The following is a 7,903-nucleotide window of genomic DNA, read 5'->3' as shown; positions in this document are numbered from 1 at the left end:
CTCAAAACTAAACAAAGTTTCTTCGATGTGTAGGTTCCGTTTTATTCCTTAGAAAGGAGGTGATCCAGCCGCAGGTTCTCCTACGGCTACCTTGTTACGACTTCACCCCAGTCATCTGTCCCGCCTTAGGCGGCTCCCTCCATAAAGGTTAGGCCACCGACTTTGGGCGTTACAAACTCCCATGGTGTGACGGGCGGTGTGTACAAGGCCCGGGAACGTATTCACCGCGGCATGCTGATCCGCGATTACTAGCGATTCCGACTTCGTGTAGGCGAGTTGCAGCCTACAGTCCGAACTGAGAACGGCTTTAAGAGATTAGCTTACTCTCGCGAGTTCGCAACTCGTTGTACCGTCCATTGTAGCACGTGTGTAGCCCAGGTCATAAGGGGCATGATGATCTGACGTCGTCCCCACCTTCCTCCGGTTTGTCACCGGCAGTCTCACTAGAGTGCCCAACTTAATGCTGGCAACTAGTAACAAGGGTTGCGCTCGTTGCGGGACTTAACCCAACATCTCACGACACGAGCTGACGACGACCATGCACCACCTGTCATTGCGTCCCCGAAGGGAACGCCTTATCTCTAAGGTTAGCGCAAGATGTCAAGACCTGGTAAGGTTCTTCGCGTAGCTTCGAATTAAACCACATGCTCCACCGCTTGTGCGGGCCCCCGTCAATTCCTTTGAGTTTCAACCTTGCGGTCGTACTCCCCAGGCGGAGTGCTTAATGCGTTAGCTCCGGCACTGAAGGGCGGAAACCCTCCAACACCTAGCACTCATCGTTTACGGCATGGACTACCAGGGTATCTAATCCTGTTCGCTACCCATGCTTTCGAGCCTCAGCGTCAGTTGCAGACCAGACAGCCGCCTTCGCCACTGGTGTTCTTCCATATATCTACGCATTCCACCGCTACACATGGAGTTCCACTGTCCTCTTCTGCACTCAAGTCGCCCGGTTTCCGATGCACTTCTTCGGTTAAGCCGAAGGCTTTCACATCAGACCTAAGCAACCGCCTGCGCTCGCTTTACGCCCAATAAATCCGGATAACGCTTGCCACCTACGTATTACCGCGGCTGCTGGCACGTAGTTAGCCGTGACTTTCTGGTTGGATACCGTCACTGCGTGAACAGTTACTCTCACGCACGTTCTTCTCCAACAACAGAGTTTTACGAGCCGAAACCCTTCTTCACTCACGCGGTGTTGCTCCATCAGGCTTGCGCCCATTGTGGAAGATTCCCTACTGCTGCCTCCCGTAGGAGTATGGACCGTGTCTCAGTTCCATTGTGGCCGATCAGTCTCTCAACTCGGCTATGCATCATCGCCTTGGTAAGCCGTTACCTTACCAACTAGCTAATGCACCGCAGGTCCATCCCAGAGTGATAGCCAAAGCCATCTTTCAAACAAAAGCCATGTGGCTTTTGTTGTTATGCGGTATTAGCATCTGTTTCCAAATGTTATCCCCCGCTCCGGGGCAGGTTACCTACGTGTTACTCACCCGTCCGCCACTCACTGGTGATCCATCGTCAATCAGGTGCAAGCACCATCAATCAGTTGGGCCAGTGCGTACGACTTGCATGTATTAGGCACACCGCCGGCGTTCATCCTGAGCCAGGATCAAACTCTCATATAAAATATATAAGAACTTGAATAGCTCTCAATTATCTTTGTTATTAAGCGAATTGACTTCGCAAATGTTTTTTGCTTCAAATCACGTCGTGATTGAAGACCCTACACATTTGATTCGTCGAAACTTTGTTCAGTTTTCAAAGGTCTACCTGTTGACTAATCAAGTAGCCAATCAACATATTTATTATAACATACATTAGATTAGCTTGTCAAGAAGAAATTTTAATTAATTTTGAATTTCTTTTGATTGATAACTCAATCAGCAACTTTATTAATATATCACGTCGTCAATCAGATGTCAACAATTATTTTTAGCTTTTTTGTTAAACCATCTCAGCAGCACTTAGCTGTTTTGACAACGATAACTACTATACATGGGTTTTGATTCCCCGTCAACTGTTTTTTCTAAAAAATTAAAAAGTATTTTCAAGATCATATAAACAGTTAAAAACTTCAATAGTAACTAGGTCAATATCATCAAAACGAAAACGTTCATAAGGTCGATATCGAACAAAGATGAATTCTTCTCTACTATGAATATAAGTTACATCACATAATGGTATACCAAATTTTTCAAATGTCCGTTTCTGTCGATCTCTTGAATCATCGTTTTGCATGGCAATCAAACGTCTAATAATCACTAATAATTCTGATTCCTTCACAAGGATAATCCTCCTTCATACAAATAAAGGATCGTGTCTTCACACAACCCTTTTTTCTATCTTTTAACTTTATCCGGCTTTATAAATACAGCTATAATTCCGGCGAACATTCCAAAGTAATATGTAAGTAGTCGCCATAAGATCATTGCTAAAACTAATTTTGTATTTGAGTGAATAAAACTTGCAAAAAGGACGGAAAAACTATATTCGGCTCCCCCAGCTCCTCCTGGAATTGGAAAAAGTGAAATAATCATAAAAATTAAAACGTGCAAGCTGAGCACCATCACAAAATTAATATGATCAATTCCAAGTGCAAGCATAATAAAGTATGGGATTGCATAGTAAAAGAATAATTGAAAAATAGTTACTACGCAAACCTTAAGTAGTTTCTTATAATCTTGCTTCATTCGGAGACTCTCTTGGTAAAAAGTATCCACTTTTTCATTTAGGACAACTTTCATGTGCTCATATCGGTTAGCCTTCATAAAAATAGCAGCTGGTTTGATAACGAGGTTCATTAATTTCTTAGTAAAACTATACCAGTACATTACCATCAACAATCCGACAATTACCGCTAAGTGGATCAAAAAGCCAAATATTACTAATAATGAAAGAGCATGAAGTTTTTCCGCAATAAAATGAAAACCAATTAACAAACTAATCAAGAAGTTAACAACAATCATTGCTTGAAATACAACAAACTTCATTAAAAGAACTGAACTTGCCAATCCTCCATCAACACCTGATTGAATCATTGCCACTAATTGCGCTGGCTGCCCCCCTGTTGAGAACGGAGTAATGCCATTAAATAATTGTTCAATTAATGGTAATCGTAATGCATCCTTCCAAGTAAAGCCATCGTGACGATCATTCATAAAAATTTTTACCACAACTGCTTCTAAGCCTAAATATAAACATATACAGCCAAGTGCAACGAGTATCCATCCCCAATTAATGGTAGAAAGGTCTTGCAACAATAGGTGGATGTTTGAGTTACGTAATGAGTAGCCGAGAATTCCAATTCCAATAATTAGCATTATACTTAATACTAACCAATTTCGTCTGCTCACTAAGCATCCCCCTTTCGCGCTTGCTCTTGATAAAACTTAGTCCAGACCTTTGCTAAATGTTCTTTTGAATATTCTTTAGCAGCTTGCTGGGCCTTAGTTTGCCAATGCGCCAGTCGTGCAGGATCATTACGCAATAACGTTAACTTCATTTGCATCTCCTCGACATCTTTAGCAGTCTCATAATCCCCATTAATAATAGAATGATAAAGGTCAAGATCGCGCAACATTACTGGTGTCTCACAACTAAAAGCTTCCAAAACAGACATTGGAAATAGTTCATTATATGAAGGCAAAAGAAATAGGTCGGCAAGATTATTCAGTTCAGCAATCTTATCCCGCGAAACGATCCCCGTAAAATGTAAATTAGCTGGCGGATTATCTACTACCTTTTTTAACTCACTATATCCATCTGTTAAACGACCAAAAGAAAATCCTCCAGCCCAAAAAAATTCAACATCTGGATTTTGGCGAGCAAGACGAATAAAGTCTGGAACACCTTTTCGTTCTTGAACCTGGCCACTTCCTAATACCACAAACTTGTCGGCAGCAACTCCATATTTTTTTCGAAGAGCAATCCGTTTATCAGCTGCGTATGGATGGAAACGATCATTATCAACAAAGTTAGGGATATAGGTAATCTTTTTTTCAGGAATCCCATATGCTACTAACTGCTTGATAAAAGATGGATTCACAACTACTAATTGATCCATTCGTTTATAAAAGGCAATAATATAGTGATAAAAAAGCCCGCGAAATGGTTGCGGGATTGTCAGGCTTCCTTCTAACGTCTCAGGAAGAAAATGCACATAACCAATCTTTTGTCCCCGCTTTTTTGAAAAAGTTGACAGGTAAAAAAGAGGATCAATTGTATGGTAATGGCTGATTTGACTCTTCCCATAACGGTTGATTTCAATTTCAAATTTGTCACTGCACTGGTTGCGCAATAAGTTAATTAATTCAAGATAGGCGCTTCCTACTCCTTGTCCCGCAACCTTATCTGCAGATGAAAACATTGTTATTTTAATCATCATTAGCTCCTTGGGCGGTGAAAAAGGCGATGTGATTTTTCGGCTTGATTAAGTTCATCCTGGACCACCATATCATTTTGACAATCCTGGTAGAACTTAACAACCTTTTCAACAAAGACTTCTGCCGAGATTTCATGTAGCTTTTGTCGCCGTCTCACTCGTGATTCCGAATTTTTTGGTTGGTTAAGATAAAACAGAACACCATTGACCAAGTCGACTCGCTTTTGAAAACTAATGCCAATTGCTGCGTCATCAATTAATTGGTCTGTATATTCGCTACGCATAACCACGATTGGCAAATCCGAGGCAAGAGCTTCATCGTAAGTTAGCCCTTGGGATTCAGAATCGGAGGCTGAAACAAAAACATCTGCCATTTGGTAATAATGGTAAACCTCATCATTTGAAATTTCACCAGTAAAACTAATATTGTCATTAAGCTGCATTTCACGAACTTGCCGCTCCAAAGTACGTCTTGCGGGGCCATCTCCAACAATAAGCAGTTGCGCATCAGGCCTGTGAGCAAGAATATCTGGCATTGCTTCAATCAGTGAGTGAATATTCTTCTCATACGCTAAGCGACTAAGAGAAAGTAAAACTGGGGTCTCTTCGCTATAGCCTAACTTTGCCCTTAAATCAGCTCTTTCTTCTACTGAATCGCGTTTACTATATACCCGTAAATCAATCCCAGTCGGAATAACACGAATTGGTGACTCTACATGATAACCGATTAAAGTATCCAAAACTCGGTCACTGGGCGCAATAATTCCAGAAATGTTTTTTAAATAGAGATGAGCAAGCCGGGCAACATCATGCGGTTTAAGAATATGACCATTTGCAATATAGTGGAGATAATCCTGATACATCGTATGATAAGTATGGAGACAGGGTATATGTAAATGCTTGGCAACTGTCTTCCCCATAACTCCAAGCGCAAATTCAGTTTGATTATGGACTATATCTAATTGGAACTTTTTAGCAAGCTTGATGGCTCGAAATACGCCACGCACCGCAATTCGACGATCAGAAAATGAAACAAAGGGAATGCTTGCAAAGCGATATATCCCATTTTCAACGTCATCATGTTTAGCCCTAGGATCAGTTGTCGTAAAAATATATACATGATGTCCCTGAGCAATCAATTCATCACGAAGCGTCTTAATCGAAGTCGCCACGCCACTCACCTGAGGGAAATATGTATCTGTAAAAATACCAATATTCAACCTAACTGCTCCTTTTTCATCATAAATTTTCTAGATAATAATTAGTCATAATTGTTATTATACTAAAGCATTCACCGAACCGCAAAACAGATTTAAGTTATTTTAAAACTTCCTTCTAATAGTAGCAAGACTCAGAAAGGCTGATTAAAATTTCTTTACAAAATTTTTTAATAGTGAGAATTTAATTTGAAAATAACTTTCTTAACGTTATGAACAATCAAGAAAGTTATTTTCATTTATTAAAGTTTCACCTGTGGAACATACTTTTCCACTAATTTTTGGACTTCCGTAGCAGTTTCTGCATGAATTGCCCGGTGGACTAATGGTTGTAATTTACGCGTGTTCAACTGGTTAATTAAGGAGCGAATTCGTAAAATCTGACTACTACTCATTGAAAATTCATCAAGTCCCATTGCCATTAATAAGGGAACTGCGTAAAGATTATTAGCCATCTCTCCACACATTCCGACCCACTTACCTTCAGCATGTGCAGCTTCGATCACCTGACGAGCCATTCGTAAAACTGCCGGATGAAGTTCTTGATATAGGTAGGCCACTTGCTGGTTTCCGCGATCAACAGCGAATAGATACTGAATAAGATCATTACTACCAATGCTAAAAAAATCAACATACTTTGCAAAATGTTCAGCCATAACTGCAACCGCCGGAATCTCTAACATCATACCAACTTCAATATTTTTAGCAACTTGAATACCTGCGTGCTCAAGCTTTTCTTTTTCTTCATCAAGAATTGCTCGCGCCGCTTGGAACTCTTCAATCGTCGCAATCATCGGAAACATAATTGCTAACCGCCCATAAACTGATGCACGAAGGAGGGCCCGCAATTGGGGACGTAATATTTCTGGGCGTGCCAACCCAATCCTAATGGCACGAAAACCGAGGTAAGGATTGTCCTCATGGGGAAGCGCAACCATCCCCAGTTTTTTATCTCCACCAATGTCAAGTGTGCGAGCGACTACCCGCTGTCCATTCATTGCTGAAACAAATCTTTTATAAGCATTAAACTGTTGATCTTCAGTTGGCAACTCATCCTTACTCATATAGAGAAATTCAGTTCTTAAAAGGCCAATCCCCTCAGCCCCTTCCTCTTGGGCATCAATAACATCAGCAAATGTTCCGACATTCGCGCCCACTTCAAATCGCCGTCCATCAGCACTCACGGTTTGCTTATCTTTTAATGTTCCCCACTTTTGCTGTTCCTGTATAAATTTACCAGCTAACAAACGGTAATGATCAACCTCTTCATCTGTTGGATTGACAATCACTTTGCCATGAATCCCATCAACAATCAGCAAGTCTCCATCATGAATGATAGAAGTAGCATTCTTAACTCCAACGACAGCTGGAAGAGAAAGGGTCTTACTCATAATCGTAAAATGAGAAGTACGGCCGCCATTAGTTGTAACAATCCCCGCAACATATCGTTTATCAAACTGAGCGGTATCAGTAGGTGTAATATTATTAGCCACAAAAATCGCACGATGATCCAAAAGTCCTGGATCTGGTAAAGAAACATTCAATAGGTGGCTCAAGACTCGTTTGGTCACATCACGTAAGGCAGTTGCCCGCGCATATAAATATTCATTATCGTTCTTGCGCTCAAAAACACTTAAATAATAATCTTCAACGCGTTTAACAGCCCACTCGGCAGTATCATGATGGCTCTTAATACGGTCAATAATTTTCTTTTGTAAAGTCGGATCGTCTAAAATTGCAATCTGGGTATCAATAATCGTCACTGCCCGTTGACCTAACAGCTCATGGGCACGCTTAGATAAATGTTGAAGTTCAGTCTTACTTAACGTAAAAGAATCATGAAGCCGGGCGACCTCATGATTCTCATCAGCTGTATGCTGTTTTTTTATAGGTAGATCTGACTCTACTAACAGGTGTGCCGGAGCAATCGTAATACCACTACTAGCGGCAAGTCCGGTTAGTAGTATAGACATTAGTCAGTCAATCCTTCCTTCTTCATGGTTTCAGCAACGGTGTCCAAAGCTTCCTTCTCATCGTCACCATTAGCACTAATTGTAACCTTAGCATTTTGACCAACACCAAGGGACATTACACCCATGATTGACTTCAAGTTCACACTCTTACCTTCGTATGAAAGAGTAATATCCGATGAAAACTTTGAAGCAGCTTGTACCAAAATAGTAGCTGGACGAGCATGAATACCGGTTTCTGAAGTAATTGTAAATTCACGTTTTTCCATATTAATCAGTCTCCTTCGAGCAGATATAATTAATTTATTATCAGTAGCTTTACCACTGATACA

6 protein-coding genes and 1 rRNA gene are annotated in these 7,903 nt (G+C 40.9%); all 7 read right to left on the bottom strand.

The features are described 5' to 3' along the window. Positions 1-52: 52 nt before the first annotated feature. Positions 53-1,628: ribosomal RNA gene (locus tag H5R88_RS08815) — 16S ribosomal RNA — on the bottom strand. 409 nt (positions 1,629-2,037) lie between these two features. Beyond that, a complete protein-coding gene (locus tag H5R88_RS08810) occupies positions 2,038-2,286 on the bottom strand; it encodes a YkuJ family protein (RefSeq protein ID WP_182600819.1) in 249 nt (82 codons plus the stop codon). Positions 2,287-2,342: 56 nt separating this feature from the next. Then, positions 2,343-3,356: a lysylphosphatidylglycerol synthase transmembrane domain-containing protein gene (locus H5R88_RS08805; RefSeq protein WP_182600818.1), complete on the bottom strand. Its 1,014-nt coding sequence runs from the start codon at positions 3,354-3,356 to the stop codon at positions 2,343-2,345. Then, complete coding sequence (locus tag H5R88_RS08800; RefSeq protein ID WP_182578979.1) at positions 3,356-4,384, bottom strand: glycosyltransferase family 4 protein; 1,029 nt, start codon at positions 4,382-4,384, stop codon at positions 3,356-3,358. Before H5R88_RS08800 ends, H5R88_RS08805 begins: the two co-directional genes overlap by 1 nt. Before the next feature lie 2 nt (positions 4,385-4,386). Then, entirely contained in the window at positions 4,387-5,604 is a 1,218-nt protein-coding gene (locus H5R88_RS08795) for a glycosyltransferase family 4 protein (protein ID WP_182578975.1), read from the bottom strand. A 239-nt stretch (positions 5,605-5,843) separates the two neighbouring features. Then, a complete protein-coding gene (ptsP, locus tag H5R88_RS08790) occupies positions 5,844-7,574 on the bottom strand; it encodes a phosphoenolpyruvate--protein phosphotransferase (RefSeq protein WP_182578974.1) in 1,731 nt (576 codons plus the stop codon). Continuing rightward, positions 7,574-7,840 (bottom strand): phosphocarrier protein HPr, encoded by a 267-nt coding sequence (locus tag H5R88_RS08785; protein ID WP_182578973.1) that lies wholly within the window; start codon positions 7,838-7,840, stop codon positions 7,574-7,576. Before H5R88_RS08785 ends, ptsP begins: the two co-directional genes overlap by 1 nt. Between the last annotated feature and the right edge of the window lie 63 nt (positions 7,841-7,903).

Source organism: Limosilactobacillus agrestis, assembly GCF_014145585.1.
Taxonomy (GTDB): domain Bacteria; phylum Bacillota; class Bacilli; order Lactobacillales; family Lactobacillaceae; genus Limosilactobacillus; species Limosilactobacillus agrestis.
Note: the sequence above shows the minus strand (reverse complement) of the source record. Positions and strands in the feature narration are given on the sequence as shown.

What these genes read in the sequence shown, in the direction of transcription:
- H5R88_RS08800 (WP_182578979.1), bottom strand. Translation starts at nt 4,384, where the DNA reads ATGATTAAAATAACAATGTTTTCATCTGCAGATAAGGTTGCGGGACAA.
- ptsP (WP_182578974.1), bottom strand. Translation starts at nt 7,574, where the DNA reads ATGTCTATACTACTAACCGGACTTGCCGCTAGTAGTGGTATTACGATT.
- H5R88_RS08785 (WP_182578973.1), bottom strand. Translation starts at nt 7,840, where the DNA reads ATGGAAAAACGTGAATTTACAATTACTTCAGAAACCGGTATTCATGCT.